Genomic DNA, 26,154 nt, shown 5'->3' with positions numbered 1-26,154 from the left:
GTCCCTGGACCGAGCCCTGCCACCACGGGGACCATCGACTGATCCACGCTGAGGTCAGCCCGATTGGATGTCCAGATGGGACAACGCTCCGAGGACTTTGCGTTGCGGATGCCTGGTGCGTGTCGACAGGCAGAGTTGCTCGATGGCGGCGTCGTGGTGATCCGTGATTTGACGCCTTCGGACGCCGAACAGGTCATGGGCCTGTACGAGAGCTTGGACGCCGATGAACGCTACCTTCGGTTCTTCACCATGAATCCGAGGGATCTGCCCGTTTGGGCAAGCGCGGTGACCGATGGTTCCGATACGCAGTGCGCCATCGGTTGTTTCGAATCCGATCGCCTGCTCGGCGTCGCGAACTACGTCGTGTCGAAGGCATCGAACGAAGCCGAGATGGCGGTCACCGTGGCGCACGGCCACCACATGCGCGGCGTGGGGACGCTACTTCTCCACCGGTTGGGCACGATCGCCAAGGCCAGCGGTCTGCAGTTTCTCGTCGCGCAGGTGCTGACCGTGAACAGCCCGATGCTGGAAGTCCTGTCTGAATCCGGCTGGCCCTTTGAGCGGGAGCGAGACGGTACGGTCGTCACCTTCAGAGTCGATCTGTCCGAAATCCGTTGACTTCGAACGCTTACGCCAGTGGTGACCCATCGAGTCGGGCGGCGACCTCGGATACGGCTCGGCGCGGTGTGGGCGGCAGCGGATCGGCACCGAGAAGGCCCCACCCGATCCGTACCAGCATCTGCGGGTGCAGGTCACCACCGAAAACCTCCGCTCGGACAGCAGCGCGAGTCTCTGCCACCTCCAAGGGCTCCGTCATGGGACAACTCGACAGTCCCAGCACGGTGGCCGTGAGGAGGACCACGCTGGCCGCCTCGCCGGCGCGTAGTCGTGACAGGTCGCTGTCGTCGTCTGTGCCGAGAGCGAGAACCACGGCATTGTCGGTCTCCGCCTCGGAGCCCTCCGGTTGGGACAGAGTCGCGCCCGCGAACGTCCGCGCCGAGACGCTGCCGTCGGCTTTGGGTGTGCTGCGCGCCGGCACTCCCGCCGTTGCCGCGTATTTGCCGCTCCATGTGGCGAGTTCGGCGGCATAGCCGTGGTCGGCGGCATGGCGTCGAGCCGCCTCGCTCACGAGGCGCCTCAGCGTGGAAAGATCGTCGACCTGGCGCGCGGTCGCCCCGGCGGCGGCCGCCCGGGTCGCGATCAATGCGAGATCCGCCGGTGCGACCTTCGATGAGCCGTACCGGCGGCGGTCGGTCCGCCGTCGCGGAATGGCCGCGGCGAGCGCGATGTCGGCGTCCCTGGGGTCGTGCCGACGAAGTTCCAGGGCCGCCAAGTGATTCGGGTCGTCCGGGTTGGGAAATCGGTGCACCTCGGCGCGCCAGCCCAGGGCGGCGAAGCCGATCTGACAGTGGTTCAGCGAGGCACCGCAGCTGAGCATGAGGTCCCGGGCATCGGGGTCGGTGTGGGGCAGATGCAGACGGCGGTCGGCGTAGAGGTGGACGCTGCGCTCGCCGGCCCGCCATCGCCACGGCTGGGTGTTGTGCACCGACGGTGCCTTCACGGCCAACATCAGTGCGGCGCGGATGGTTTCGGCGTTGGGATGGTGTGCGTTCATGCCTATGCGGCCCGGCGTGATTCGGTGCTGCGATGCTCATGAGTGACGTCGTGTGCCCTCGACGGGGGGCGCCAACCGACGTATGTCAGATACAGGCCGATGACGCCCAGCACGACGACCACGCTCCGCCATACCCAGGCGGCGTCGATCGTCCGGTTCGCCAACTCGGCGAAGGTCTCCGGGAACGCGAGCAGCAAGACGCCCCGGGCGACCAGCATCCAGCCCAGGACAGAGACGATGACCGCGGCGGGGCCGCGCCACGTCTGGTGCGTGGCGACGATCGCGATCCCCCCGAGGAGTATGAAAGCTCCCATCACCCAAGGCCATACGGCGGTCTCGGTGAACTCGGTCAGCAGGATCCGCATGTCCGGCGTGCGAAACAGGACGACCACCGCGACGATCGTCAGGTACGGGCCCAGGATACGTGCAACAGTTCTCGTGCGGTGGTCGACGGTCAAGATGCTCATCATGTCCTCCAACTTGATCGGAATACGTAGGGTCACAGGGTCGCGGCGGCCCCGTCGAGGGTGCCTACGACCTCGTTGAGAGGGCGGCGCGGTGTCGACAGCAGCGGGTCGGCACCGACCGGCGCCCAACCGATTCGGAACATCATCTGCGGATACTCGCGACCGTCGAACACCTCCTCCCTGAGCGCTTGGCGGGTTTCAGGAACCTCGAGAGGCTCGGATACCGGGCAGGTGGCCAGGCCCATGGAGGTGGCGGTCAACAGCAGCAGGCTCGACGCCTCACCTGCCCGCAACCGGGAAAGGTCGTCGTCGGCCACGGATCCCAGTGCCAACAGGATCGCGTGGTCCTCGGGCCCGGAGGCGCCCTGCGGTTGCGCCAGCGTCCCGCCGGGAAAGAGTCGGCCCGGGAGGGGGGCCGTGGGGTCGGATTCCGGAATGCTGCGCGCCGGTACACCCGACGTCGCGGCGTGCCTTCCGCTCCAAGCCGCGAGTTCGGCCAGATACGCATCGTCGTGAATGTGCTGCCACACGGCTTGCGCCACAATTGCCCTGATGTCCAAGGACATCTCGACCCGTCGCATCAGGATCCCCGTCCTGGCGAGCCTTGCGCCGATCTTGGCGATGTCGGCCATCGACACAGGCCAGGGGCTGAAGTGGCGGCGGTCGGTCCGGCGCTGGGGAATGGCGGCCGCCAGGGCGATGTCGGCGGTGGTGGGTTCGGCGGGGCTCACTTCGAACGAGGCCAGGTGGTCGGGATCGGCGGGGTTGGGCAAGCGGTGGACCCGGGTTCGCCAACCCACGGCTGCCAGCGCCACGATGGCGTGATGCAGCGCCATCCCACAGCTGACCATCAAGTCACGCTCGTCGGCGTCCGTCTTCGCCAGGTGGCGCGACCGGTCAGCGTAGAGATGCAGACTCTCCTTGCCCACCTTCCAGAACCAGGGCTGCGAGTTGTGCACAGACGGAGCTCGCGTCGCCAACGACAACACCGTCCGTAGCGTCTCGGCATCGGGAAATTCGGCCGTCGGCGGTTCGGTGGTCCCGGAGGAAACAGTCACATGACGAAGGATGCGCCGACAGTCGCGAGAGAAACAGGGCAAGAAGTCCCCTTCTCGGGGTACTCCTGGCCCGCCGAAGGGTGCGTGTCCGGGCGGTCGCTCTGCTAGTCGGCGATCGACAGCGCGATGCCGTCGAGGATGTCGTGCTCGCTGACGATCAACTCCTCGATGCCGGCGCGTTCACGCAACGCATCGGCCAGTTCCTCGACGATGATCGCGCCGCCGCCGATGACGTCGACGCGGCCCTCGTGCATCGGGCCGAGCTTGGCCCGCTCCGCGCGCGGCATCGCGATCAGTCCCTCACACACGCCGAGCAGTTCGGCGAACGGGACCCGCGAAAGGTGAATAGCGTCGGAGTCGTAGACCGGCATCTTGTGCGCCAGCGCCGAAAGCGTCGTCATGGTTCCCGCCACGCCGACCCAGGTACGGGCCTGTTCGACCGGCACCGCCCGAGACGCCTCCTGCAGTCCTTCCCGCACCACATTTCGCGCGGCGGCGATCTCCTCGGCCGTCGGCGGATCGGAGTGCAGACAGCGTTCGGTGAGTCGGACACAGCCGATGTCGACCGAATAACCCGCGGTCAGCTCATCGGTGCCGAGCACCACTTCGGTGGAACCGCCACCCAGGTCGACGACCACGAAAGGCGCTGCGGCCGAGTCGAGTTCACCGACCGCGCCGTTGAACGACAACGCCGCCTCCTCAGTACCCGTGATCACCTCGGCGACGGCGCCGGGCACCACGGTCCCCAGCACCTCCGCCGTCATCGCAAAGAAGACGTCGCGGTTGACGGCGTCCCTGGTCGCCGAGGTCGCCACCATCCGCACGTGTTCGACCCCGTGGTGGCGCATCAGCTCGGCGTAGTCGATCAGCGCAGCCTCCGTGCGCGCCAGGGCCTCGGACGCGAATTGTCCTGTGGCGTCGACACCTTGGCCCAGGCGAACGATGCGCATCTCACGATGCACATCGGCCAGCTTGCCCTCGACGAGATCGGCGATCAGCAGGCGGATCGAGTTGGTTCCGCAGTCAATGGCGCCGACCCTACTCATGCCTCCACCTCTCGGGTTCGAGAATGCCGTCCATCGCGGGATCGTCGGCCAGCGCCGCGAGCGCCTCGTCGCCGAACGGGTTGGTGCCCGGCCCTTTTGCCAACGAGTGGGCGATCAGCACGTGCAGACATTTGACTCGATCCGGCATACCTCCGCCGGAGAATGTCGTACCCAGCGATTCGATCGCGTCACGCTCGGCGAGATACGACTCGTGCGCCTCGCGGTACGCCCGCGCCACGTCGGGGTCGTTGCGCAGTCGCTCGGTCATCTCCCGCATCATGCCCGATGATTCGAGCCTGCTGGCGGCGGCGGTCAGCGCGGGATGGGTGAGGTAGTACAACGTCGGAAACGGCGTTCCGTCAGGCAGTTTCGGTGTGGTCTTGACCACACCGGGTTCGCCGTTCGGGCAACGGTAAGCGATCTCCAGGACGCCGCGCGGTCTGCGGCCGAGCTGCCGCTCGACGGCGTCGAGATCTGCGGGGTCAACCACCGGGCGCGGGTGGGGGTGGCGGCGGCTGGGGCACATCGGGTGCGGTCGGCGGGACGCCGGGCAGCGGTCCGGGTGTGATCCCGTGCGGCTCATCGGCGATCGTGTGCCACAGCGCGGTGTACCAAGGCTGGTCGCGGTAAACGGTCGTGGGCTCATCGTCCGGTGTGCCCGGCACGGCGGCGCCGGGAGGCAGCTGCACCTGGTACGGGATCTCGCCCGGCATGACGAACCCGAGCCGCTCGCGAGCCTGCGCGGCGATGAACACCGGGTCGGCCAGTTTCACCTTCTGCTGTTCGAGGTCGGCGATCTGGGCCCGCAACTGCTGTTCGGTGGCCTTGAGTTGCTTCATCTCCGTGCGTTGGGCGAAGTAGGTGCGCACCGGCCCGGCAATCGTCAGCGTCAGCACGCACACCACGGCTGCGAGGATCGCCGCGCGCCGCGCCGCGGATCCGAACCGCTGCTCGGACTGCTGCTCGGCCGATTCGGCGATGGCCCGCCGGATGACGACGCCGGCTTCACCGGACTTGGCGGAGGCGTCGGCCGGCGCCTCGGTTGCCGGACGCGATTCGGTGACACGGGGCTCGCGACGTGCCGCGATGCCCGGACGGCCCTTCCCTGCGCCACCGGCCTTACCCGACTTCCCCGGACGGGAAGTCGGTGACCGACGCTTCGGGTCGGGCCGTTTCGCTTCGGGCACGGTCCGTTACCGGTCTATTTGGCTTCCATCGCGAACCGCGGGAAGGCGAGGTCGCCTGCGTAACGCGCGGCGTCACCGAGATTCTCCTCGATGCGCAGCAGTTGGTTGTACTTGGCGACGCGTTCACTGCGGGCCGGCGCGCCGGTCTTGATCTGGCCGCTGCCCACCGCGACCGAGAGGTCCGCGATCGTGGTGTCCTCGGTTTCGCCGCTGCGATGGCTCATCATCGTGCGGTAGCCGCTGTTGTGGGCGAGCGCTACGGCGTCGAGCGTCTCGGTCAGCGTGCCGATCTGGTTCACCTTCACCAAAAGCGCGTTCGCGGCGCCCTTTTGGATGCCGTCCTCGAGCCGCTCCGGATTGGTGACGAACAGGTCGTCGCCGACGAGCTGCACGCGGTCCCCGATCGCCGACGTCAGCGCGATCCAGCCGTCCCAGTCGTCCTCGGACAGCGGATCCTCGATCGACACCAATGGATACGTATCGAGCAAGCCCGCGTAGAACTGGCCCATCTGCTCGGCTGTGCGCACCTCGTTCTCGAACTTGTAGCCCTGCCCGTCGGCGTAGAACTCGGTCGCGGCCACGTCGAGGGCGAGCGCGACATCCGAGCCGGCCTTGAACCCGGCGGCCTCGATGGCCGACAGGATCAGATCGAGCGCCGCCTTGGTGCCCGCGACGTCGGGCGCGAATCCGCCTTCGTCACCGAGGCCGGTCGCCAGCCCCTGGGACTTGAGCACCGACTTGAGCGAGTGGTAGACCTCGGCGCCCCAGCGGAGCGCTTCCTTGAACGATGCGGCGCCGATCGGCGCGACCATGAACTCCTGCACGTCGACGCCGGTGTCGGCGTGCGCGCCGCCGTTGAGGATGTTCATCATCGGCACCGGCAGGATGTGGGCGTTCGGCCCGCCGATGTAGCGGAACAGGTCGAGGTCGGCCGCCTGGGCGGCGGCCTTGGCCACGGCCAGCGAGGCGCCCAGGATCGCATTGGCGCCGAGGCGCGACTTGTCGGGCGTGCCATCCAGGTCGAGCAGCGCCTGGTCGACAAGCCGCTGGTCGTCGGCCTGCAGACCGATGATGGCGGGACCGATCTCGTCGAGCACGGCCTCGACCGCCTTCTCGACGCCCTTGCCGCCGTAGCGCGAGCCGCCGTCGCGCAACTCCACGGCCTCGTGTTCACCGGTCGAGGCGCCCGATGGCACCGCGGCACGGGCGAAGGAACCGTCTCCCAACAGGACCTCAACCTCGACCGTCGGGTTTCCCCGGGAGTCGAGGATCTCTCGGGCTCCGACCTGATCGATTGTGGGCACTGGCGTCTCCTTGGTGTCCTCGGTGGTGGGGGCGAGTGTTCGCGTCAACCGACGAGCCTAGAGCCTCCCAGTTGGGTCGGCGTGTCTAGAGGGGGTGCCCGTCCGCGTAAGCGGTCGCCCAGTCCCGCACGGTCCGCGCGTACTGGTCGGACTGGTTGTAGGCGCGCAGCGCGTTCATCCAGCCGCGCGGCGTGGCCAGGTCCTTGCCGGTCCAGCACAGATAGCCCGCGGCAGACAGCGCGGCGTCGTCCATGTTGTCAGCGCTGACCTCGCCGTCGTTGTTGGCGTCGACGCCGTAGTGCCCCCAGGTCTCGGGGATGAACTGCATAGGGCCCATGGCGCGGGCGTGCTTGGAATCGCCGTCGTTGCTGACCGCGTCGTCGTCGAAGATCTCCAGGTTGCCGTTGGTGCCGTCGAGCCAGACACCCCGGATGGGCGGTTCCACGTCGCCGTTCGATCCGATCGCCGCGCCGCGGTAGGTGCCGTGGTGGCTTTCCACCTGGCCGATGCCCGCCAGCGTCGTCCACGCCAGCTTGCAGTCGGGGTTCTCGACCTCCGCGACCCGGGCGGCGTAGGCGTACGCCTCGAGCGCGGCGACCGGAATGCCCAGCTTGGGGGCGCGTTCGGCCGCCCACTCATGAAGTTGATCGGCAGGGCGCCCCTTGGCGTACGTGTCGATCTTGGGCACCGGGTCGCCGGGCGGCGGCGGCACGCCCTCAGGGATGGGCGTCCCCAGCTGCCAAGAGCAGCTAGAAGCCAAAAGCAGCGCCGTCGCACCCACTACAGCGACAGCACGTAGCCAACGCACCGGCGACACCAAACTCCCTCAACCAACCTCGGTCGCTGCCCATGGTCCCACGGGTTCGGGACGTCGCGGCTCAGCGTTGGGAGCGATTCGGGTGCACAAATTGTTCAGCGGCTCAGGACGCGGAATCGGCAACTTCGGCCTCGGCAGCCTCATCGGCCACCTCCGCCTCGTTGGTCTCAGCCGCGTCGTCATCGGTCTCTTCTGTTTCAATCGCGGCGCCGCCGTCGTCCGTTTCGGTCCCGTCGCTGGATGGCCAGTGCGCGCGCCACTCATCCTCGGACACGGTGCCCAACGAGGTCGCGTCGAGTTCCTCGGGCACGTCGTCCCCGCGGCGGTCGACCGCAATCGCCCGCTCCGTCCGCCGCACAATGTCCATGAACTCCAGAACCGCCGAGCGCAAAGCGTTTTCGGCGTCACTGCCCGCCGTGACCGTCACCGACGTGATCGCATCGGGTATCAGGTCACCGGGCAGACCTGCGGCACTGACCCGTTCGATCACCTTCTGCGCCAACGCCAAAGCGGGTTGAGCGGTCGGCACGTCGTCCATCGTCGAGTTGGCCCGCTTTGCCTTCTTCTCGAGTGCCTTACGCTCCTCCCACTGGGCGAGTTGTTCGTCCAGTGAGATCGGCTCGCCCGCGAGCACGGCGGGGACCCGGTTGCCCAGCTTGCGCACCAGCGCATCGGCAACGTCGTCGATGCCGAACGAATTCTGCGGTGCGTCTTCGGCGATACGGGCGTGAAAGAGCACCTGTAACAACACGTCTCCGAGTTCGTCGCGCAGCGCGTCGGCGTCGCCGCTGTGCACGGCGTCGAAGACCTCGTAGGTTTCCTCGAGCAGGTAGCGGCGAAGCGAATCGTGCGTCTGCTCGCTCTCCCACGGCCCGGAGGTGCGCAGTTTGTCCATCATCGCGACGGCATCGACGAGCCGCTCGCCGGGCGCGGCCTCCGGTGCGGAGATCACGCGATCGCCCGCGGCCAGTCGGGCCTTGACGGCGGGGTGTTCCGGATCCGAAGACAACAGCACCGGCGCGTCCTCACCGTCGTATGCCGGCCGCGCCGACGGCAATGACCACGGCACCTTGATCGGCATTTCCTCGGTGTACTGGACGTCGCCGGACAGCAGATCGATCGCGTCGATCGGGATCAGGGCCGGGCGTCGGGGGTCGACCAAAACGACGGTCATCGGGTCACACCCCCTCACGCGTTTTGATGGATCCGCTGATCTCGGTTATACCAACACCTCGTCGGACGCCGAAGTCGGCGAACCCTGCCCGGCGCTGCGGTGCGCCCCCGGACCGGCGATGGCCGCCCTGCCTGGCGGCAGGACGGCCATCGTGTCCTTGGCAGGGTGCTCAGGACTCCGGCACGAACGGATCGTCCGGGAGGACCCAGTGGCCCGGCTTCTCATCGAAGAACGGGTTGACGACCCCATTCACGTCCGGAAGCTTCTTCAGCTGCCCGGGCGGGATTCCGTAGAACGGGTTCGCGACACCGTTGATGAACGGCGAGTTCTTCAGCTGCCCCGGCGGGATGTGTCCGTTCGGGAGCCTGAAGTAGTTGTCCACCTCAGGGAACTGCACGTCGGGCAGGTCCACATCGGGAGCGTTCACCCGCGGCAGGTCCACATCGGGCACATTCACCTGCGGAACGTTCACATCGGGCACATTCACCTTCGGAACATCCACATCAGGGACATTCACCTTGGGAACGTTCACATCGGGGACGTTGACCTGCGGAACGTTCACGTCGGGAACGTTCACAGCCGGCACGTCCACATTCGGAACGTTCACAGCCGGCACGTCCACATCGGGAGCGTGCACAGCAGGAACGTTCACATTAGGAACGTCCAGGCCCGGAACCGGAGGCTGCGGGATGTCGATGTGCGGTTGTGCCTGCGCCAGGCCTGCGCCCAGGCCAAGCGCGCCGAGCCCGAGTGCACCGGTCATCGTGGTGGTTACTGCCAGTTTCTTGAAGTCCATTCGAAAACTCCTTCGCCTTGCGTCATCGCGACACACCCCGATTCCTCGGCGGCATCGTGTGATGTTCGGTTTAGGAAATTGCTTAAACCACCTGTCATAGGTGATCGACGCCCTCGGTTCGGACGACTCCCTCGGTCAACGGGCAAGCAACACCTTGACCCCCCGATGTGTATGTCGGATCGGCGCGACGGTGCGTTAACAGCGCATCTGGGTTCCGGGCCGGGTGCGACAGCCCGAAATGACACCTGACCTGGCGGTCAGCCGGCCGAAATCGGGCTCGAAATCAAGTCGACGCTGCCCTGTGGTTTCCCGTCCAACGCCAGGATCAGGTCGGCGACCATCTGCACCAACTCGAGGTCGCGGATGCGCGGTGCGCCGATGCCGTCACCGGCGCGCGGGATCGGCACCTGAACCGTCGACGTGGTCGCCCGGTAGCCGGCGCTGGGATACATCCGCTTGAGCCGCAGCTGTTGGCTATCGGCCAGCTGCACCGGGGAGAGCCGCACCGTCGACTCCGACACCGAGCTGACCTCGGTGACGCCGTAGGCCTTCAACAGCAACCGCAGACGCGCGACGGCCACCAGGCGCCGAGCGGGTTCGGGTAGCGGGCCGTACCGGTCGACGAGTTCCTCGACGACGGCGTTCACCGCCCCCTGATCAGGGGCCGCCGCCAACCTTCGGTAACCCTCCAGCCGGAGCCGGTCGCTGCCGATGTAGTCGGGCGGCAGGTGCGCGTCGACGGGCAGATCGATCCGGACGTCCTTCGGTTCCTCCGGTGCGGCAACGGTTTCCCCGTCCGCGGCGGCGCGGTAAGCCTCGACGGCTTCACCCACCAGACGCACATAGAGGTCGAACCCGACACCGGCGACGTGCCCGGACTGTTCGGCACCGAGCACGTTGCCCGCACCGCGAATCTCCAAGTCCTTCATGGCCACTGCCATGCCCGCACCGAGTTCGTTGTTCTGCGCGATGGTGGCCAGCCGGTCATAAGCGGTCTCGGTGAGCGGAACCTCCGGCGGATACAGGAAATACGCATAGCCGCGTTCCCGGCTGCGGCCGACCCGGCCCCTGAGCTGATGCAGCTGCGACAGCCCGAAAGTATCGGCGCGCTCGACGATCAACGTGTTGGCATTGGAGATGTCCAGGCCTGTCTCGACGATCGTCGTGCAGACCAGGATGTCGTATTCGCGATTCCAGAAGCCCTCGACCGTGCGCTCGAGTTGTTCCTCGGGCATCTGGCCGTGCGCGACGACCACGCGCGCCTCGGGCACCAACGCCGAAACACGTGCGGCCGCTTGGTCGATGGACCGCACCCGGTTGTGGATGTAGAACGCCTGCCCGTCGCGCAACAGTTCGCGGCGAAGCGCGGCGGCGATCTGCTTGTCATCGTGCGGCCCGACGTAGGTCAGCACCGGATAGCGCTCCTCGGGCGGCGTGAGGATGGTCGACATCTCGCGGATGCCTGCGAGGCTCATCTCCAGCGTGCGAGGGATCGGGGTGGCGCTCATGGTCAGCACATCGACGTGGGTACGCAGCGACTTGATGTGCTCCTTGTGCTCGACGCCGAAACGCTGTTCCTCGTCGACCACGATCAAGCCGAGGTCATTCCAGGTCACTCCGGTCTGCAGCAGGCGGTGCGTGCCGATCACGATGTCGACGCTGCCGTCCTTCATGCCCTCGAGCACTGCGCGCGACTCGGCCGGGTCGGTGAACCGCGACAGGCCCTTGACGGTGACGGGGAACCCCGCCATCCGTTCGGAGAAGGTCTGCAGATGTTGGTCGGCCAGCAGCGTCGTCGGCACCAGCACCGCGACCTGCTTTCCGTCCTGCACCGCCTTGAACGCCGCCCGCACCGCGATCTCGGTCTTGCCGTAGCCCACGTCGCCGCAGATCACCCGGTCCATCGGGATGGGCTTTTCCATGTCACCCTTGACCTCGGTGATCGCGGTCAGCTGGTCGACGGTCTCGGTGAAGCCGAACGCGTCCTCCATCTCGGCCTGCCACGGGCTGTCGGGTGAGAACGCATGGCCGGGCGAGGCCTGTCGTTTGGCGTACAGCGACACCAGTTCGGCCGCGATCTCGCGAACTGCGCGGCGCGCCTTGGTCTTTGTGTTCGTCCAGTCGCTGCCACCCAGCCGCGACAGCGTCGGCGACTCCCCACCGACGTAACGGGAAAGCTGGTCCAGCGAGTCCATCGGCACATAGAGCTTGTCGGTGCCGCCGCCGCGTTTGGATGACGCGTATTCCAGCACCAGGTACTCGCGGCGGGCGCCGCCGACGACGCGTTCGGTCATCTCGACGAAGCGTCCGATGCCGTGTTGGTCGTGCACCACCAGGTCACCTGCGGTGAGCGCCAGCGGGTCAACGACGTTGCGCCGCTTGGCCGCAAGCCGTTTTCCTTCGGTGGCGGTCGCGCGGTTGCCGGTGAGGTCGGTCTCGGTGATCACCACCAGCTTCGCGCCCGGAATCACGACACCGTCGTGCAGTGGGCCCTTGAGCACGCCGACGACGCCGTCCTTGAGTGAGCCGCCGGACTCTAAAAGCCCTGCGGGAACGTCGGATTCGGCGAGCTGCTCGACGACGCGCTGCGCGGTGCCAGCGCCGGGCGTGACGACGGCGGCACAACCGCCGGTCGCGACGTGGGCGCGCAGCATGGCGAAGATCTCACCGATGCTGGCTTGCGAACCCCGCGCCGACGGTGCGGGCCTGATGTCCACCTCGAAGCCGGCTTCGTCGGACAACTGGCTCAGAGTCCACCAGGGATGCCCGCCCTCGCGGGCCGCGGCGCGTGCGTCGTCGAGATCGACGAAGCCCGACGCCCCCAGCGCCTCGAGGTCGATCGGGGCTGTGCTCTTGCCACCGCCAAGCGCTGCAGCCGACCAGGACGCCTCCAGGAACTCGCGGCCCGTCTTGATCAGGTCGGCGGCCCGGGTGCGCACCTTCTCCGGATCGCAGATCAGCAGCGGCATGTCCGCCGGAAGGAGATCCGACAGCGTCGCCAACTCGGTGGGACGCAGCAACGGAAGCAACGCCTCCATCCCGTCGACGGGGATCCCCTCGGAGAGCCTGGCCAGCATGTCGGGCACGCTGCCGGGAAGCGTGTTCTCCTGCGCGGGATGCTCGCGGGCGAGTTCGACGGCCCGTGCGCGGACGTCCTCGGTCAGCAGCACTTCGCGGCACGGCACGGCGATCACCGTGTCGACGCCAATCTCCGGGATCGACCGCTGGTCGGCGACGGAGAACATCCGCATCTCGGAGACCTCGTCGCCCCAGAACTCGATGCGGACCGGATGCTCGTAGGTCGGCGGGAACAGGTCGAGGATGCCGCCGCGCACCGCGAACTCGCCGCGCTTGCCGACCATGTCGACGCGGGTGTAGGCGAGCTCGACGAGCCGTTCGATCAGCGAGTCGAACTCGGCCTCCACGCCGACCGTCAGCGTCACCGGTTCGACGTCGGCCACATCGGGCGCCATGGGTTGCAGCAACGACCGCGCGGTGGTGACCACCACCCGCAGCGGCGGCCCGAGCCGGGCGTCGTCGGGGTGGGTCAGCCTGCGCAACAACATCAGCCGCGCACCGACGGTGTCGACACCCGGTGAGAGCCGTTCGTGCGGCAGCGTCTCCCACGAGGGGAACATCGCGACGGCGTCGCCGAACACGCCGCGCAGTTCGGCGGTCAGATCGTCGGCTTCGCGCCCAGTCGCGGTGACGACGACCAACGGTGAAGCCTGCGCGATCGCAGACGCGACGAAGACCCGGGCGGCGGCCGGGCCGATGATGGCGAGATCGGCGGGCTTGTCGGCGGCACGGCGCGAGATCTCGTTCAGGGAGGGATCTCGTAGCGCCAGTTCGACAAGCCCGGCGATCGGGGTTGGGACAGACAGGGTCCCCGATGCGGTCATGATGCCTTCCATCGTAGGCAAGCGCCGAAAAGCTTGCCGCGACGAGGGTTTGCCGGATCCAGAGACGAGATCTGCGTCACTCGTCGAGCAACAGCGGATCGTTCTCCAGATGCATCAGCCCGTTCCAGCAGAGGTTGACCAGATGCGCGGCGACGACCTCTTTCTTCGGCTCACGCACGTCGAGCCACCACTGCGCGGTCATCGACACCGAGCCGACCAACGCCTGCGCGTACAGCGGCGCCATCTCCGGGTCCAGTCCCCTGCGGGAGAAATCCCCGGCCAGGATCGAGGACACCTGGTTGACGGCCTCGTTCAGCAGCGTCGAATAGGTGCTGCCGGAGGTGATCGACGCCGGGGAGTCGCGGATCAGGATGCGGAAACCGTCGGTGCGCTCGTCGACGTAGGTCAGCAGGGCGAGCGCGACGCGTTCGATGCGCAGCCTCGAGCGGTTGTTGGTCATCCGGGTCAGCGACGAGGTGATGCCGTCGAGCAACGCCGACATCTCGCGGTCGACGACCACCGCGTACAGGCCCTCTTTGCCGCCGAAGTGTTCGTAGACGACGGGTTTGGAGACGTTGGCGCGCTGCGCGATCTCCTCGATCGAGGTGCCTTCGTAGCCGCGCTCGGCGAAGAGCTTGCGCGCGACCTCGATGAGCTGGTGGCGCCGCTCGGCGCCGGTCATGCGCGCCCGCGGTGCTTTGACCTCCTTGTCGAGTGCTGCCACGGTTATCAGGTTAGATGGCCTGCGGCCGCGGTGGACTAGCATCACGAGTTGATCAATCCGTCGTGGTGTAATCGGCAGCACCTCTGATTTTGGTTCAGATAGTTCAGGTTCGAGTCCTGGCGACGGAGCAGCGAGCGAGACCGCGTCACCAGCGAGTCGCGTACGAATTGCACATCCGATAGGCAGGAGACCGGATGACGGCAGCCACCGAAACCGCGGTGGTCGTTCTAGCGGCCGGCGCGGGGACCCGGATGCGCTCCGACACCCCGAAAGTGCTGCACACGCTCGCGGGCCGCACCATGCTCGCGCACGCGCTGCGGGCCGTCGCCAAGGCCGCGCCCCAGCACGTCGTCGTGGTCGTCGGCAAGGACCGCGACCAGGTGACGCCCGAGGTGGAGCGACTGGCCGCCGAGCTGGGCCGTCCCATCGACACCGCGACGCAGGAACAGCAGCTGGGCACCGGGCACGCCGTGCAGTGCGGCCTGACGGCGCTTCCGGCCGACTTCGGCGGGACCGTGGTGGTGACCTCGGGCGACGTGCCCCTGCTCGACGCCGACACGCTGGCCGAGCTGGTCAGCACGCATACCGCCCGGCCTGCCGCGGCAACCGTGCTGACAACGGCGCTGCCCGACCCGACCGGATACGGACGTGTCCTGCGTACCTCGGACGGCGGCGAGCTGCTCGGCATCGTCGAGCAGGCCGACGCCACCCCCGAACAGCAGGCCATCACCGAGGTCAACGCAGGGGTGTACGCGTTCGACGGCGCCATACTGCGCTCCGCCCTGAGCCGTCTGAGCTCCGACAACGCCCAGCAGGAGCAGTACCTGACCGACGTCGTCTCGATCGTGCGGTCCGACGGGCACGTCGTGCTGTCCCAACATGTCGACGATTCGATGCTGGTCGCGGGCGTCAACGATCGCGTGCAGCTGGCCGAGCTGAGCGCCGAGCTGAACCGGCGCATCGTCGCCGCCCACCAGCGGGCCGGGGTGACGGTCATCGACCCCGCCACCACCTGGATCGACGTCGACGTGACCATCGGCCGCGACACCGTCGTCAAACCGGGCACCCAGCTACTCGACGGCACCCGCGTCGGCGGGCGCTGTGAGATCGGGCCGGACACCACGCTGGCCGACGTCACCGTCGGTGACGGTGCGACGGTGTGCCGTACGCACGGCAGTTCCTCGGTGATCGGGGACGGCGCGACGGTCGGACCGTTCACCTACCTGCGGCCGGGCACAGTGCTGGGCGCCGACGGCAAGCTGGGCGCCTTCGTCGAGACGAAGAACGCGACGATCGGCACCGGCACCAAGGTGCCGCACCTGACCTACGTCGGCGACGCCGACATCGGCGAACACAGCAACATCGGAGCGTCGAGCGTCTTCGTCAACTACGACGGCGAGACCAAGAGCCGCACCAAGATCGGCTCGCACGTCCGCACCGGGTCGGACACGATGTTCGTCGCACCCCTGACCATCGGCGACGGGGCCTACACCGGCGCGGGGACCGTCGTGCGCGACGACGTGCCGCCCGGCGCGCTCGCGATCTCGGCTGGTCCGCAGCGAAATATCGAGGGCTGGGTGGCGCGCAAACGACCGGGGTCGGCGTCGGCCCGCGCCGCGGAACAGGCGACCGGCCGCGACGAGGGCGAACGGCCCGACAAGGACACCGCCGAGCCACAGTGATCGCCCCCGGCCGTTCACAATCTGGCCACCCGGGCACGGGCGACGCGTCACCCTACGTAGGATTAGCCGGTATCGATCCCCGACCTTGAGGGCGCACTGTGGGCACCGAGTGGACCGACAATCGCAAAAACTTGATGTTGTTCTCGGGTCGGGCGCACCCCGAACTCGCGGAGCAGGTCGCCAAGGAGCTCGACGTACCCGTGACGGCGCAGACCGCGCGGGACTTCGCCAACGGCGAGATCTTCGTCCGGTTCGACGAATCCGTTCGCGGCTGCGACGCGTTCGTGCTGCAGAGCCATCCGGCGCCGCTGAACGAGCACCTGATGGAACAGCTGATCATGCTCGACGCGCTCAAGCGCGGCAGCGCCAAGCGGATCACCGCGATCCTGCCGTTCTATCCGTACGCACGGCAGGACAAGAAGCACCGCGGACGTGAACCGATCTCGGCGCGACTGGTCGCCGACCTGCTCAAGACGGCGGGCGCGGACCGGATCGTCACCGTTGACCTGCACACCGACCAGATCCAGGGCTTCTTCGACGGCCCAGTCGACCACATGCGCGCGCAGAAACTGCTCACCGGGTACATCGCCGAGCACTACGCCGATCACGACATGGTCGTCGTGTCGCCGGACTCCGGCCGGGTCCGCGTCGCCGAGAAGTGGGCCGACTCATTAGGAGGCGTCCCCCTCGCCTTTATCCATAAGACCCGCGACCCGCTGAAGCCCAACGAGGTGGTGTCCAACCGCGTCGTCGGCGACGTGCGGGGCAAGACCTGTGTGCTGACCGACGACATGATCGACACCGGCGGCACCATCGCCGGCGCGGTCAAACTGCTCAAACAGGACGGTGCGGGCGACGTGATCATCGCGGCGACCCACGGCGTGCTCTCCGATCCCGCGCGGGAACGGCTCGCCGATTCGGGGGCCTGCGAGGTGATCGTCACCAACACGCTGCCGATCGGCGAGGACAAGCGCTTCCCGCAGTTGACCGTGCTGTCGATCGCGCCGCTGTTGGCGAACACGATCCGCGCGGTGTTCGACAACGGTTCTGTCACAAGTCTTTTCGACGGGTCGGCATAAATGCCGGACAATGTCATCTATCACAACCCCAAGTGCTCGACCTCGCGTAAGACGCTGGATCTGCTGCGGGAGAACGGGATCGAACCCGAGATCGTCCAGTACCTGAAGACGCCGCCGACACGCGCCGAGCTGGAGAAGATGATCGCCGACGCCGGCATCGAGGTGCGGGCCGCCGTTCGCAAGAAGGAGTCGCTGTACCGCGAGCTCGGGCTGGCGGATGCATCCGACGACGAACTGCTCGACGCCATGGTCGCGAATCCGATCCTGATCGAGCGTCCGTTCGTCGTCACCTCGAAGGGCACCCGCCTGGCCCGGCCGATCGACACGGTGCGCGAAATTCTGTGACACGCCGGGGCTTTGCGCTTCTGGCCGGTGCGGTGGCGGTCATCGGCGCGACCGCCGTGTCCGCCTGTGGCACCGAACCGCCCAACTACCAGTCGGTGTGGTCGACGTCGTCGTCGCCGACGTCCACCGAAGCGTCCGGTGACCAGAAGCCGGTCCCCATCGCGACTTTCCTGGAACGGGCAGGCGTGAAGGGCCAGCCCGTCTTCCCCGAGAAGCTCACCGACCTGACGGTGTCGTATCCGACGCCCGCGGGTTGGCAGCCGTACTTCAACACGAACTTCGCACCCGGCACCAGGGTGATCGCCAAGGGCGAGACCTATCCGATCGCGATGCTGGTGGTGATGAAGCTGACCGGTGACTTCGATCCGCGGGAGGCGATCAAGCACGGGTACGTCGACGCCGAGATGTCGCAGAACTTCAAGCGCCTCAACGCGTCCATGGACGACTTCAAAGGTTTCCCGTCGGCGATGATCGAGGGCAGCTACGACCTGAACGGCGCCCGGATGCACAGCTACAACCGCATCGTGATCGCGACCGGCGCACCGCCCGCCAAGCAGCGGTATCTCATCCAGTTCACGGTGACGGGGTATGCGGACAAGGCGGTCGAAGAGGCCCCCGACATCGAGAAGATCATCGGCGGCATCAACGTCGCGATCCCCAAGCCGCCGCCGAAGTAACTCGCCCCGCGAAACTGTATTCCAGCAGCGAAAGTGCGAGTGAAGGCCTGCTGGAACACAGTTTCGCGGTTTCCTCATAAGGTGGTCGCCATGAGCGATTGGACCGCCGCGGATCTGCCCTCCTTCACCGGACGCACCGTCATCGTCACCGGGGCCAACAGCGGGCTCGGCCTCATCACGGCGCGCGAACTGGCCGGCGCCGGCGCCAAGGTCATCCTGGCCGTCCGCAACACCGCGAAAGGCGACGAAGCCGCGGCCGCGATCACCGGTGACGTCGAGGTCCGCAAGCTCGATCTGCAGGACCTCGCGTCCATCCGCACCTTCGCCGACGGCGTCGACGCGGTCGACATTCTGGTGAACAACGCCGGCATCATGGCCGTGCCGTACGCGCTGACCGTCGACGGATTCGAGAGCCAGATCGGCACCAACCACCTCGGTCACTTCGCGCTGACCAACCTTCTGCTGCCCAAGATCAGCGACCGGGTCGTGACGGTGTCGTCGATAATGCACCTGCTCGGCCGCATCAACCTCAAGGACCTCAACTGGAAGGCCCGGCCGTATCTGGCGTGGCCCGCGTACGGCCAGTCGAAGCTGGCGAACCTGCTGTTCACCAAGGAACTGCAGCGCCGGCTCACCGAGGCCGGCTCGCCGATCAAGGCGATCGCCGCCCACCCGGGCTACTCCGCGACCAACCTGCAGGCACAGACCGGCAACCCGGTCGGTACCCGCTTCTGGCTCGCGGCCAACCGGGTGTTCGCCACCGACGCCGAGTTCGGGGCCCGGCAGACGCTGTACGCGGCGGCCCAGGACCTGCCGGGCGACACCTTCGTCGGCCCCCGGTTCGGCAGCCGCGGTCCCACGGGCCCGACGCAGCTGCGCAGTCCGCTGGCCCGCGACGGCAAGACGGCGACCGCGCTGTGGGAGCTCTCCGAGCAGCTCACGGACACCAAGTTCCCGCTCTGATTTGGGCGGCAGCGGTATTTCCGGCTACCCTGACCCGTGATCACGGCGAGGGTGGCCGCGCAAGCGGAGGTCACCGTTATCGACGCGAAACTCTTGTGGTTGAGCCCTGGCCGTGCTGAGCACACGACAGGAGCACCCACATCATGGCGAAGAACGCCCCCAACAACCTGACCGCCGCGGTCCGCGTCGAGACCGGCAAGGGCGCATCGCGCCGCGCCCGCCGCAACGGCAAGGTGCCCGCCGTCCTCTACGGTCACGGCAGCGATCCGCAGCACCTTGAACTCGACGGCCACGATTTCGCCGCGGTTCTCCGTAACGCCGGCACGAACGCCGTGCTGACGCTCGACATCGACGGCAAGGAACAGCTCGCGCTGACCAAGGCCCTCGACATCCACCCGATCCGCCGCACCATCACGCACGCCGATCTGCTCGTCGTGCGCCGCGGCGAGAAGGTCGTCGTCGAGGTCAACGTCATCATCGAGGGTGAAGCGGTGCCCGGCACGCTGGTCACCCAGGACGCCAGCACGGTCGAGGTCGAGGCCGACGCGCTGTCCATTCCTCAGCAGCTGACGGTCTCGGTCGAGGGCGTCGAGGCCGGCACCCAGTTCACCGCGGGCTCGGTCGAGTTGCCGTCCGGTGTAACGCTGATCTCGGATCCGGAGATGCTGGTGGTCAACGTCGTCGAGGCGCCGTCGGCCGAGGAGCTCGAGGCCGAAGCCGGCGGCGAGACGGCCGAGGAGGAAGCCGCCGAGACCGCGGAGGAGGCCGAAGAGGGCGACTCCGCCGAAGCGGCCCCCGCCGAAGACTCCGAGTAGTCCGGCATGGCCGAACCACTTTTGGTGGTCGGCCTGGGCAACCCGGGACCGCAGTACGCCACCACGCGGCACAATCTCGGGTTCCTCGTCGCCGACATCCTCGCCGACCGGATCGGCTCGGGATTCAAGGTGCACAAGAAGTCCGGCGCCGAGGTGGTCACCGGCCGCCTCGCCGGACGGGCCGTGGTGCTGGCCAAACCGCGCACTTACATGAACGAGTCGGGTCGGCAGGTCGGGCCGCTGGCCAAGTTCTACTCGGTGCCGCCCGCCGACGTCGTGGTGATCCATGACGAGCTCGACATCGACTTCGGCCGCATCCGGCTGAAGTTCGGCGGCGGCGTGGCCGGGCACAACGGTCTGCGGTCGGTCGCTTCGGCGTTGAGCAGCAACGACTTTCAGCGCGTCCGGATCGGCATCGGGCGACCGCCCGGGCGTATGGACGGTGCGAAGTTCGTGCTGAGCACGTTCACCTCCACGGAGTGGAAGGACGTCCCGACGATCTGTGAGCAGGCCGCCGACGCCACCGAGATCCTCGTCGCCCAGGGCGTGGAGCCAGCGCAGAACATCGTGCACGCCTGGGGCTGAGCGTCAGCCTCCGGTGTGGCCGGACAGCGTGGTGATCGGCGCCCCGCCGCCGAGGCGCGCGGCAGTGAACTGCGCCGCCTGCGTGGCGAGCCCCGACTCGACGTAGAGGCTGTGCGCCGCCGCGTCGTTTCCGTTGGAGCACACCGGATCCGCGCCGTTGCACAGGTCGATGGTCTTGGCACCGTATCCGGGACTCAACGCGGTCAGCGGACCGCCGAGCAGCCGGACGGACGGGTTGCCGAACACCGCGACCGCGGCTACGTGGTCGGCGACGGCGGCAGGCATCGGCTGGGTGAACCCGAGTGTCGGCGTGTTCGCCAGCGCGATCGCGTCGATGACGGCCGCGCCCTGCGAATACCCGCCGAGCACGATTCGCGTGTCTGGGCAGGTGGTCGCCAGGTTCTGCACGAACAGGCTGGCGTCGTTGGCGCCCTCCGCTGCGCGCAGGAAGTCCCGCGTCGCCGGATAGTTCACCGCGTACACGGCGATCGACTTGTCGCCCACGAGCGGGCGCAACGCATCGACGAAGCCCTGCCCGACGCGGCCGATGCCAACCGGTTCCCCGGTGCCGCGCGCGAACACGACTTGTACATCGGGACATTCGCCGGTGGGCGCCGCGCCAGCCGTCGCCATGAGGGGTGCGCTCAGCGATGCGCCCGAGATGAGCACTGCCGCAACCATGATCATCAGCCGACGCAGCGGCAGTGTCGTCTTCATGCATGGCCAAACGCCGACTCGACGACGATGTATTCCGCGGGTGGGCCGCGGCCCCGGTCACACGCCGCGAATCCCGCTGCCGACGACCTTCACCTGTTTGTGGGGGAACCGACGCTCGGCGTGCTCTTTGGCCGGCGAGTTGGGTAGCACGTAGAGCGTCTCCTTCTTGTCCTGCAGCGGGCGCAGCACCAGGTCCATGAACGCCTTGCGGTCGTCGAGATACGGCTCGATCACATCTTCGCCTGCCGGGCACACCGCCAGGCAGTAGGCGGCCTTGTAGTTCGCTTTGAACGACAGGCTCTGCCACATCGAGGCGTTCTCGGAATCGGTCACCCGGGAGCGGAAGTCGGCACCGTCCTCGCTGTCGGCGACGGTCTGCACCCAGTCGGTGAAACCACCCATGAACTCGCGGTAGTTGTGCACCGAGCAGGCCAGGAAGTCGAAGTCGCCGTCCTTCTTGATGGCACCGACGGGACAGGCCGCGACACACAGCTTGCATTCCAGGCACGGCGAATAGCCCAGCGGCTCACCGTAACTGGAGACCGGTGCGGCGAGCAGAATGGTACCGAGCAGGATGAAGTTGCCGAACTTCGGATGAATGACGTTGCGGTGGATGCCCATCACACCCAGTCCGGCCGCGACGGCGACGGGCTTGTGCGCAATCACCCAGATGCGCCCGGGATAGCGGTCCATCTCCATCGGAAACGACATCGACGGATTGATCGCTCGATGGCCCGCATCCTGGAGTGCGCGGGTGATGCGATGGGCCGCCTCGTTCATGATCTCGCCGCTGCGGTGAAACTCCTGGTTGGCCACGCTGCGGGCCGACGAACGGACGTTGTCGCGGTTCATCCGCACCACGAGCGAGATGTAACTCCGTACGCCGGGCAGGGCGGCATCGGCGTGCTCATGTTCCGACGCCAACTCCGGGTTGTCGGCGCTGACGAATGCGACGTCGTCGGCGCCGGCTTCGAGGCACACCCGGCGCAGCCAGTCCCCGTCGACGACGCCGGGCGCCCGCCTCGGCCGGGCGCGCACCTTGCGCACCGTGGGGTGATCATCCAGGCGTCCGGCTCTCTGCACCATACTAGGTATAGTACACAATACTCAGCTGGGGCACGCCGCTGGGCCAATGCGCGCCGACGCCCGGCGATCAGAGGAACGAGTTCTGCGCGGTGAGCCCCCGCTCGGGGAACTCCCCGAGCGCGAACGTCTCGGCGTTGCCGAACCCCGAGCCGCCACCCACCGGGTCGTCGACGCGGACCAGCAGGTCACGCAGTTGATGCAGTTTGCGGGCATTCTCCGGAGTATCACAGTCGGTGACGTGGCTGCCCTCGACCTTCAGGTCGCCGACCCATTCGCCGTAAACCCAATCGTTCCAGCCGTAATAGCCGGCGGTGCCGAGGTGGAACCCGGTGGGCCCGGCCGCGGTGACCGTCAGGGGCCGGCGCGTGCCGTCGGCGTCGATCAGGGTGACGACGCCGTGAGTGAACCGCCGGTTGTCGTCGGTGAAGTGCATGTCCTGTTCGACGGAGACGAACCGGTGGGCGGTACCGTCATCGTTCTGTTGCTCGGCCTGACAACGGATTTCGAGGAAACCGTCACCGCGCTCCTCCTGGTACATGACGAACAGCGAGTACCTCGAGCCGTCGGGGCGGGTCATCGTCATCGGAAGCCAGGTCATGAACATCTGGCGGATCCTGCGACCGCCGCGCGGTAAGCCCGGGATGGGCTTGCCGACGCCCGGGCGCAGCCCCCACGAGTGGTCGCGAATCGAGATCCAGTCGGTGGGCGCGATCTCGGTGCGGTCACCCTCGACCTCCACCCAGCCCGACGCCGCGCCGATCTGGTGGTAGCGCAAGACGTTGTGGGTGACCCGATAGCCGTCGGGGCTGCGGTCGGGCCACGGGTCCTCCAACGCCGCGTCGAAGGTGCCCTCGAGTTGCACATCGAAGGCGATCGGTGCGTGCTCGGACGGATCGAGGCTGATCCGTACAGCGCGCAGCGGTTTCTCGACGCGGTAGCGAATCGGCCCCACCTCGGGGGCCGACGGATCGGACGACAGTCGTCGCCCGGCGCGCACCGTCCACTGTTCGGTACCGCGACAGACACCGGCGGCGCCGTCGAAAACCCCTCTGTTGGTGTACTTTCCGACGCCCAGCACCACCTGCAGCGAGTTGTCCCGGGCGTGGGCGATGGTCCAGATCTTCTCGGTCCACGATGGATCGGACTGACTCACGGTCGCGAACGTGTCGACGATCTGGTGCGTCAGCAGTTCGTCCTCCGGCACCAGGCCGCCGTAGTTGGTGGTCAGCAAAAGGTCACCTTTCTGCGGCCGATCCGAAGAACGTCGTCATATCGTCGCCGCGGTCATAGGCCCGCATCCACTCGTCGGCCCACTCGGGCAGGGGCTGATCGGCGGGGTCGTGATACGGGGTCTGCGACAGCGCCAGTCGCCACACCATCGTCACCAGGTGGCGCGTGGGCACCGAATGGAAGATCGTGGGTGCGCCTCCACCGTGGCTGCGGCCGAGACGCTGTTTGAGTTCGCCGGTCAGAAACGCCCCGGACAGCAGTTCGCGTGTCGACGCCCCACGGTCATCGAACGGGACGATGCGGTCGAACTCCCCGGCGATCGCATCGGCAATGCCGCCCACATGCCCCTGATGTGGCGAACGCGATACCAAGGGTTGGGCGCGACCTGCGAAGACAGGATGAGTCCGGAGCTGCGATGTTCGATCTCCTCGACGAAATGCCACATCATCAGCGATGCGACGCGCGCGTCTCCCCCACCGAACAACGAATCCCGATTGTCCAGAAGCACTTTGAACAGCGGGGTGAACGTCGCCTCGAGGTTCGCGATGTACGCCAGGTGGAACTCCACCGGCCGGCTCTCGATGAGCGCGTCGTAGGCCGCGCAGGCGTCGGCGTAACACTGTTCGAGTTCGGGGTAACGCGCGATGAGCGCGAGCATGTGCTTGCGGTGGGCGGCGGCATGCTGCGCCTCCTGCTTGAGGAACGCGTCGGCTTCGTCGGCGACGGCGGGGTTCTCGGCGAACCGGTCGGCCGCCATCCGTACCGCGCTGACGATGTAGCGCTCGAACGGCACGGCAATGAACGTGAATGCGTTGCAGAACAACCCGAAGTTGGGATTGGCCGGCTGCCATTTGAACGGAACGCCTGCGTCGAACTCCCAGCCGATCTTGCGGATCACCAGGTCGGTCACCGCTGCTGCCCTCCGCACCGGATTAACATGGAGCCCACGGATGCCTCGCTCGTGGACGCGTGTGCTGTAGCGTCAGTGTGACATTTGATGGCGTAGGTGTAAAGGGTGGCGATGTCGGATCAGGACGAGCAGTCGACGCGGCGGCGCATTCTTGCTGCGACGTTCGTGGTGCTCGCGCGCGACGGCCGGCGCCGGCTTCAACTCTCCGACGTCGCCGCCGAAGCCAGGGTCTCCCGTCCGACGGTCTATCGGCATTTCGGGTCGAAGGAGGGCCTGCTCGAGGCGTTCGGGCTCTACGAACAAGACAATTTCGATGCGGGCATCGCCGCGGCCATGGCCGGACTGGTCGGTTCGCAGCGGCTCGATGCGGCGCTACGGTTCATCGTGCAGTTCCAAAGCACCTACTCGCTGGGCTCGCTCGCCGATGTGGAACCTGAACATGTGCTGTCCCAGATGAAACGAGTGCTGCCGATCATGCACGAGCGCATCGCGCGGATCATCCCGGGCGAGGCCAGCAACGTCGCGGCGGCAGCAGTGGTGCGGATCGCGGTGTGCCACTACATGATCGGTGGCGGCACTCCCGCCGACTTCCTCGCCGAGCTGCGCCACGCCGCGGGCCTGGACGTCGGACAGACGCGTCGGGCGGTCAGCTAGCGTCCAGCCCGTCGACGATCTTGTCCGCGCGCTGCGGTATGTCACAAGTCATTCCTTTACATTGCACCGCGCTCGTGTAACCCTATTCGCATGGTCGGAATCGCTCTCGTCAAGCGCGATCTGTCCGCCGCCCGCGTGCGACTGCGCGACTGGTTCGCGCAGCGGTCCTCCGGTGACGTCGAGGTGTCGGAGCTGCGCACGGCCAACCGGGCCGCGGGGTGGTCCAGCGAGTCGCTGGTTTTCGCGGTCACCGCCGACGGAGCGTCGACCGAGTACGTGATCCGCATTCCGCCGGCCGGTGGCGGGATCTTTCCGGAGTACGACCTCCAGGCGCAGGCGCGCACGCAGGAACTGCTGCACACCCACGGTGTCGCGACTCCGTCACCGCTGCTCTACGAACCCGATCCGTCCTGGATCGGCTCGAAGTTCCTTGTGATGCCGCGCATTGTCGGCCACACCCCATCGGACACCTCCTACGCCACGCGTGGTTGGCTCCACGACGCGGGCCCTGCGGTACAGCGCCGCGCCCACGACTCGTTCGTCGAGACGCTCGCTCGGCTGCACAGCGTTCCGGTCGAATCGGCGCCGTGGCTGGCGCGGCCCGGCGGGGTGGGCGTGGCCGCCGAGCTGGACTGGTGGCGCGAATACGCCCGCTGGGGCACCGAAGACCAGCTCCCCGACGTGATGGTCGAGGCATTCGACTGGCTGACGAACCGTTTGCCTTCTCCGACAACGGATTTGAGTATCTGTTGGGGCGACGCACGACTGTCGAATGCCATTTTCGACGACGACGGTGAACTCGTCGGGGCCCTGGACTGGGAGCAGGCCTGCATCTGCCCCGCCGAAGCCGACATCGCCTGGTGGTTGGCGACCCGCAAGCAGATGCTCGAGGTCAATGGGCTCGACCTCGACCCCGAACTTGCGGGGTTCGACAGCCGCGCCTCGGTGGTCGAGCGCTATGAGGAGATGCTGGGTCGGCCACTGCAGGATCTCGACTGGTACGAGATCTTCGCGATGGTCCGCATGGGCTGCTGCATATTGCGGATGCAGGCGTTGTTACGCGTGACGGGGCAATCGGACCACTTCCTCACCCGGGCACCGATACTGCCCGCATGGACGACGGTCGCGATCCGCGGCTAGCTTCCCGTGCGGCGGGCGTAGGCGCGCAGGGCGAACGGCGCAAACAGGGCGGTCAGCACCAGCGACCAGATGACGGTCGCCAGCACCGGATGGTGCAGCGGAAGCTGCGCGCTTTCCGGCGCGGGGCCGCCGTTGCCCCACAATTGACGCATCGCCTGAGCGAGCGACGACACCGGATTCC

The 26,154-nt window shown here is 67.3% G+C and carries 27 protein-coding genes, 1 tRNA gene and 1 pseudogene; 11 read left to right on the top strand and 18 right to left on the bottom strand.

Annotated elements, in window-relative coordinates; all coding sequences use genetic code 11:
• Window positions 1–75: 75 nt before the first annotated feature.
• Window positions 76–618, top strand: a complete 543-nt coding sequence (locus tag A5698_RS00575) for a GNAT family N-acetyltransferase (RefSeq protein ID WP_068292077.1) — start codon at window positions 76–78, stop codon at window positions 616–618.
• 10 nt (window positions 619–628) lie between these two features.
• Here the strand turns inward: A5698_RS00575 and A5698_RS00570 are convergent, their stop codons facing one another.
• From A5698_RS00570 to A5698_RS00515, 12 genes are all read right to left on the bottom strand, one after another.
• Window positions 629–1,615, bottom strand: a complete 987-nt coding sequence (locus tag A5698_RS00570) for an Acg family FMN-binding oxidoreductase (RefSeq protein WP_068291985.1) — start codon at window positions 1,613–1,615, stop codon at window positions 629–631.
• Window positions 1,616–1,617: 2 nt separating this feature from the next.
• Window positions 1,618–2,082: a hypothetical protein gene (locus A5698_RS00565; protein WP_084792161.1), complete on the bottom strand. Its 465-nt coding sequence runs from the start codon at window positions 2,080–2,082 to the stop codon at window positions 1,618–1,620.
• Window positions 2,083–2,114: 32 nt separating this feature from the next.
• Window positions 2,115–3,140, bottom strand: coding sequence for an Acg family FMN-binding oxidoreductase (locus A5698_RS00560; RefSeq protein ID WP_068291982.1), 1,026 nt, complete (start codon window positions 3,138–3,140; stop codon window positions 2,115–2,117).
• A 104-nt stretch (window positions 3,141–3,244) separates the two neighbouring features.
• On the bottom strand, window positions 3,245–4,186 hold the full coding sequence (locus A5698_RS00555) for a Ppx/GppA phosphatase family protein (protein WP_068291979.1): 942 nt from the start codon (window positions 4,184–4,186) through the stop codon (window positions 3,245–3,247).
• Window positions 4,179–4,676 carry a DUF501 domain-containing protein gene (locus A5698_RS00550; RefSeq protein ID WP_068291976.1) on the bottom strand — a complete coding sequence of 166 codons (498 nt, stop codon included), beginning with the start codon at window positions 4,674–4,676 and terminating at the stop codon, window positions 4,179–4,181. The genes A5698_RS00555 and A5698_RS00550 overlap by 8 nt, the downstream gene beginning before the upstream one ends.
• Window positions 4,669–5,373 carry an FtsB family cell division protein gene (locus A5698_RS00545; RefSeq protein ID WP_068291973.1) on the bottom strand — a complete coding sequence of 235 codons (705 nt, stop codon included), beginning with the start codon at window positions 5,371–5,373 and terminating at the stop codon, window positions 4,669–4,671. The genes A5698_RS00550 and A5698_RS00545 overlap by 8 nt, the downstream gene beginning before the upstream one ends.
• 14 nt (window positions 5,374–5,387) lie before the next feature.
• Window positions 5,388–6,677: a phosphopyruvate hydratase gene (eno, locus tag A5698_RS00540; RefSeq protein ID WP_067089649.1), complete on the bottom strand. Its 1,290-nt coding sequence runs from the start codon at window positions 6,675–6,677 to the stop codon at window positions 5,388–5,390.
• An 85-nt stretch (window positions 6,678–6,762) separates the two neighbouring features.
• Window positions 6,763–7,494, bottom strand: a complete 732-nt coding sequence (locus A5698_RS00535; protein ID WP_067089449.1) for a lytic transglycosylase domain-containing protein — start codon at window positions 7,492–7,494, stop codon at window positions 6,763–6,765.
• A 103-nt stretch (window positions 7,495–7,597) separates the two neighbouring features.
• Complete coding sequence (locus A5698_RS00530; protein WP_068291970.1) at window positions 7,598–8,668, bottom strand: nucleoside triphosphate pyrophosphohydrolase; 1,071 nt, start codon at window positions 8,666–8,668, stop codon at window positions 7,598–7,600.
• Window positions 8,669–8,837: 169 nt separating this feature from the next.
• Window positions 8,838–9,464 (bottom strand): hypothetical protein, encoded by a 627-nt coding sequence (locus tag A5698_RS00525; RefSeq protein WP_068291967.1) that lies wholly within the window; start codon window positions 9,462–9,464, stop codon window positions 8,838–8,840.
• 257 nt (window positions 9,465–9,721) lie between these two features.
• On the bottom strand, window positions 9,722–13,366 hold the full coding sequence (gene mfd, locus A5698_RS00520; RefSeq protein WP_068292070.1) for a transcription-repair coupling factor: 3,645 nt from the start codon (window positions 13,364–13,366) through the stop codon (window positions 9,722–9,724).
• A 76-nt stretch (window positions 13,367–13,442) separates the two neighbouring features.
• Window positions 13,443–14,048, bottom strand: a complete 606-nt coding sequence (locus tag A5698_RS00515; protein ID WP_064401528.1) for a TetR/AcrR family transcriptional regulator — start codon at window positions 14,046–14,048, stop codon at window positions 13,443–13,445.
• Window positions 14,049–14,146: 98 nt separating this feature from the next.
• Here A5698_RS00515 and A5698_RS00510 point away from each other — a divergent pair.
• The 8 genes from A5698_RS00510 (at window position 14,147) to pth (ending at window position 20,236) form a co-directional block, all read left to right on the top strand.
• A tRNA-Gln gene (locus A5698_RS00510) sits at window positions 14,147–14,218 on the top strand.
• 66 nt (window positions 14,219–14,284) lie between these two features.
• The gene (glmU, locus tag A5698_RS00505) at window positions 14,285–15,772 is read left to right on the top strand and encodes a bifunctional UDP-N-acetylglucosamine diphosphorylase/glucosamine-1-phosphate N-acetyltransferase GlmU (protein ID WP_068291964.1); all 1,488 of its coding nucleotides are present in this window, start codon (window positions 14,285–14,287) and stop codon (window positions 15,770–15,772) included.
• A gap of 98 nt (window positions 15,773–15,870) precedes the next feature.
• Window positions 15,871–16,851 (top strand): ribose-phosphate diphosphokinase, encoded by a 981-nt coding sequence (locus tag A5698_RS00500; protein WP_067089459.1) that lies wholly within the window; start codon window positions 15,871–15,873, stop codon window positions 16,849–16,851.
• Window positions 16,852–17,196, top strand: a complete 345-nt coding sequence (arsC, locus tag A5698_RS00495) for an arsenate reductase (glutaredoxin) (RefSeq protein ID WP_068291961.1) — start codon at window positions 16,852–16,854, stop codon at window positions 17,194–17,196. It begins immediately after the preceding gene.
• Entirely contained in the window at window positions 17,193–17,873 is a 681-nt protein-coding gene (locus A5698_RS00490; RefSeq protein WP_068291959.1) for an LpqN/LpqT family lipoprotein, read from the top strand. Before arsC ends, A5698_RS00490 begins: the two co-directional genes overlap by 4 nt.
• A 90-nt stretch (window positions 17,874–17,963) precedes the next feature.
• On the top strand, window positions 17,964–18,836 hold the full coding sequence (locus tag A5698_RS00485; protein ID WP_068291956.1) for an oxidoreductase: 873 nt from the start codon (window positions 17,964–17,966) through the stop codon (window positions 18,834–18,836).
• Between the two features lie 143 nt (window positions 18,837–18,979).
• On the top strand, window positions 18,980–19,651 hold the full coding sequence (locus A5698_RS00480) for a 50S ribosomal protein L25/general stress protein Ctc (protein ID WP_068291953.1): 672 nt from the start codon (window positions 18,980–18,982) through the stop codon (window positions 19,649–19,651).
• A 6-nt stretch (window positions 19,652–19,657) separates the two neighbouring features.
• A complete protein-coding gene (pth, locus tag A5698_RS00475; protein ID WP_068291950.1) occupies window positions 19,658–20,236 on the top strand; it encodes an aminoacyl-tRNA hydrolase in 579 nt (192 codons plus the stop codon).
• Window positions 20,237–20,239: 3 nt separating this feature from the next.
• On the opposite strand, the gene A5698_RS00470 is transcribed toward pth, so the two are convergent.
• From A5698_RS00470 to A5698_RS00455, 5 genes are all read right to left on the bottom strand, one after another.
• Window positions 20,240–20,953 (bottom strand): cutinase family protein, encoded by a 714-nt coding sequence (locus A5698_RS00470; RefSeq protein WP_068291947.1) that lies wholly within the window; start codon window positions 20,951–20,953, stop codon window positions 20,240–20,242.
• Between the two features lie 57 nt (window positions 20,954–21,010).
• Complete coding sequence (locus A5698_RS00465) at window positions 21,011–22,039, bottom strand: epoxyqueuosine reductase (protein WP_068291944.1); 1,029 nt, start codon at window positions 22,037–22,039, stop codon at window positions 21,011–21,013.
• Window positions 22,040–22,106: 67 nt separating this feature from the next.
• The gene (locus tag A5698_RS00460; protein WP_068291940.1) at window positions 22,107–23,270 is read right to left on the bottom strand and encodes an Rv3169 family protein; all 1,164 of its coding nucleotides are present in this window, start codon (window positions 23,268–23,270) and stop codon (window positions 22,107–22,109) included.
• A 4-nt stretch (window positions 23,271–23,274) separates the two neighbouring features.
• Window positions 23,275–23,442, bottom strand: coding sequence for a hypothetical protein (locus A5698_RS29210; protein ID WP_231967236.1), 168 nt, complete (start codon window positions 23,440–23,442; stop codon window positions 23,275–23,277).
• 65 nt (window positions 23,443–23,507) lie between these two features.
• Window positions 23,508–24,197: a metal-dependent hydrolase gene (locus A5698_RS00455; protein ID WP_231967235.1), complete on the bottom strand. Its 690-nt coding sequence runs from the start codon at window positions 24,195–24,197 to the stop codon at window positions 23,508–23,510.
• A 93-nt stretch (window positions 24,198–24,290) separates the two neighbouring features.
• On the opposite strand from A5698_RS00455, the gene A5698_RS00450 reads away from it, so the two are divergent.
• Both A5698_RS00450 and A5698_RS00445 read left to right on the top strand, forming a co-directional pair.
• Complete coding sequence (locus tag A5698_RS00450; RefSeq protein ID WP_068292066.1) at window positions 24,291–24,833, top strand: TetR/AcrR family transcriptional regulator; 543 nt, start codon at window positions 24,291–24,293, stop codon at window positions 24,831–24,833.
• 90 nt (window positions 24,834–24,923) lie between these two features.
• Entirely contained in the window at window positions 24,924–25,973 is a 1,050-nt protein-coding gene (locus tag A5698_RS00445; RefSeq protein ID WP_068291938.1) for a phosphotransferase family protein, read from the top strand.
• Here A5698_RS00445 and A5698_RS00440 read toward each other — a convergent pair.
• Window positions 25,970–26,154 (bottom strand): annotated as a pseudogene (locus tag A5698_RS00440) (ABC transporter permease); the annotation flags it as partial. The gene A5698_RS00445 and the pseudogene A5698_RS00440 overlap by 4 nt on opposite strands.

The organism is Mycobacterium sp. E136, assembly GCF_001666865.1.
Classification (GTDB): domain Bacteria; phylum Actinomycetota; class Actinomycetes; order Mycobacteriales; family Mycobacteriaceae; genus Mycobacterium.
Note: the sequence above shows the minus strand (reverse complement) of the source record. Positions and strands in the feature narration are given on the sequence as shown.

Bases quoted from the DNA above. Each gene is read 5' to 3' on its own strand.
- A5698_RS00575 (WP_068292077.1), top strand. From the start codon at position 76: ATGGGACAACGCTCCGAGGACTTTGCGTTGCGGATGCCTGGTGCGTGT.
- A5698_RS00570 (WP_068291985.1), bottom strand. From the start codon at position 1,615: ATGAACGCACACCATCCCAACGCCGAAACCATCCGCGCCGCACTGATG.
- A5698_RS00565 (WP_084792161.1), bottom strand. From the start codon at position 2,082: ATGAGCATCTTGACCGTCGACCACCGCACGAGAACTGTTGCACGTATC.
- A5698_RS00555 (WP_068291979.1), bottom strand. From the start codon at position 4,186: ATGAGTAGGGTCGGCGCCATTGACTGCGGAACCAACTCGATCCGCCTG.
- A5698_RS00530 (WP_068291970.1), bottom strand. From the start codon at position 8,668: ATGACCGTCGTTTTGGTCGACCCCCGACGCCCGGCCCTGATCCCGATC.
- A5698_RS00525 (WP_068291967.1), bottom strand. From the start codon at position 9,464: ATGGACTTCAAGAAACTGGCAGTAACCACCACGATGACCGGTGCACTC.
- mfd (WP_068292070.1), bottom strand. From the start codon at position 13,366: ATGACCGCATCGGGGACCCTGTCTGTCCCAACCCCGATCGCCGGGCTT.
- A5698_RS00515 (WP_064401528.1), bottom strand. From the start codon at position 14,048: ATGACCGGCGCCGAGCGGCGCCACCAGCTCATCGAGGTCGCGCGCAAG.
- glmU (WP_068291964.1), top strand. From the start codon at position 14,285: ATGACGGCAGCCACCGAAACCGCGGTGGTCGTTCTAGCGGCCGGCGCG.
- arsC (WP_068291961.1), top strand. From the start codon at position 16,852: ATGCCGGACAATGTCATCTATCACAACCCCAAGTGCTCGACCTCGCGT.
- A5698_RS00485 (WP_068291956.1), top strand. From the start codon at position 17,964: ATGAGCGATTGGACCGCCGCGGATCTGCCCTCCTTCACCGGACGCACC.
- A5698_RS00480 (WP_068291953.1), top strand. From the start codon at position 18,980: ATGGCGAAGAACGCCCCCAACAACCTGACCGCCGCGGTCCGCGTCGAG.
- pth (WP_068291950.1), top strand. From the start codon at position 19,658: ATGGCCGAACCACTTTTGGTGGTCGGCCTGGGCAACCCGGGACCGCAG.
- A5698_RS00470 (WP_068291947.1), bottom strand. From the start codon at position 20,953: ATGAAGACGACACTGCCGCTGCGTCGGCTGATGATCATGGTTGCGGCA.
- A5698_RS00465 (WP_068291944.1), bottom strand. From the start codon at position 22,039: ATGGTGCAGAGAGCCGGACGCCTGGATGATCACCCCACGGTGCGCAAG.
- A5698_RS00450 (WP_068292066.1), top strand. From the start codon at position 24,291: ATGTCGGATCAGGACGAGCAGTCGACGCGGCGGCGCATTCTTGCTGCG.
- A5698_RS00445 (WP_068291938.1), top strand. From the start codon at position 24,924: ATGGTCGGAATCGCTCTCGTCAAGCGCGATCTGTCCGCCGCCCGCGTG.